The 1,007-nt window shown below is 61.4% G+C and carries 1 protein-coding gene and 1 pseudogene; one reads left to right on the plus strand and one right to left on the minus strand.

What is annotated here, in order from left to right:
• Window positions 1–188: pseudogene (locus tag A5744_RS05655) on the minus strand (serine/threonine protein kinase); the annotation flags it as partial.
• A gap of 123 nt (window positions 189–311) precedes the next feature.
• Here A5744_RS05655 and A5744_RS05660 point away from each other — a divergent pair.
• Window positions 312–1,007 (plus strand): serine/threonine-protein kinase (locus tag A5744_RS05660; protein WP_139331180.1); only part of this gene is annotated, 696 nt, incomplete at its 3' end.

A 1,007-nucleotide genomic window follows, 5' to 3' on the forward strand; every position in this document is an offset into this window, starting at 1 on the left:
AAGTCGGCCTCTCGAATGAACCGCTCTCGAAAACTTGGGTCGGCGGAGACATCGGCGCGCAAAACCTTCAGCGCTTCCAGCCTGGGCAACCGCGGATGTCGAGCCAAATAGACCTCACCCATTCCGCCGCTGCCCAACAGCCGCACCACGGTGAACCCGGCGAAATCCGCCCCTTCCTCTAGCGGCATGCGCCGCATACTACAAGCGCAGCGGCTGACCAGTGACACTCCGACAAAAACAGCGTCGACTCGGGATAGTGCGTAGCGGTGCATTCTTGAACAACCGGCGATGGGCGTCGTTAACATTTGCGCATGCCGTTGATGAGCGGTGCCTCGTTCGCCGGCTACACCATCGTGTCGCTATTAGGGACCGGTGCGATGGGTGATGTCTACCTCGCTCAGCACCCACGGTTGCCGCGGCGGGACGCCCTCAAGATTCTGAACGACCAGCTATCCAGTCAACCCGACTACCGGGATCGGTTCATCAGGGAGGCCGACTTGGCGTCGTCGCTGTGGCATCCACACATCGTTGAGGTGTATGACCGGGGCGAATTCGAGGGTGATTTGTGGATCGCGATGCGCTACGTCGACGGGTTCGATACCCGTCGAGTGCTTCGGGAAAGCTGTCCGTCCGGAATGCCGGCTGCCGATGCGCGGACCGTAATTGCCGGCGTCGCCAGCGCGCTGGATTATGCCCACCAGAAAGGCCTGCTGCACCGCGATGTCAAGCCGGCCAATATCCTGCTGACCCGTCCACAGGGCGGAAAGCAACGTATCTTGTTGACCGACTTCGGCATTGCCCGCAATCGGGACGAGATCAGTGGTCTTACACAGACAAACATGACCGTTGGTACGGCCGCCTACGCAGCGCCCGAACAGTTGATGGGCGGCCACATCGATGGACGGGCCGATCAGTACGCGCTAGCCGCCACCGCGTATCACCTCCTTACCGGCGTGCCGGTGTTCCCCAACACCAATGCGGTCGCTGTGATCAGCGCGCACCTCACG

The organism is Mycobacterium sp. IS-1264, from assembly GCF_001954195.1.
In the GTDB taxonomy this organism is placed as follows: Bacteria; Actinomycetota; Actinomycetes; order Mycobacteriales; family Mycobacteriaceae; genus Mycobacterium.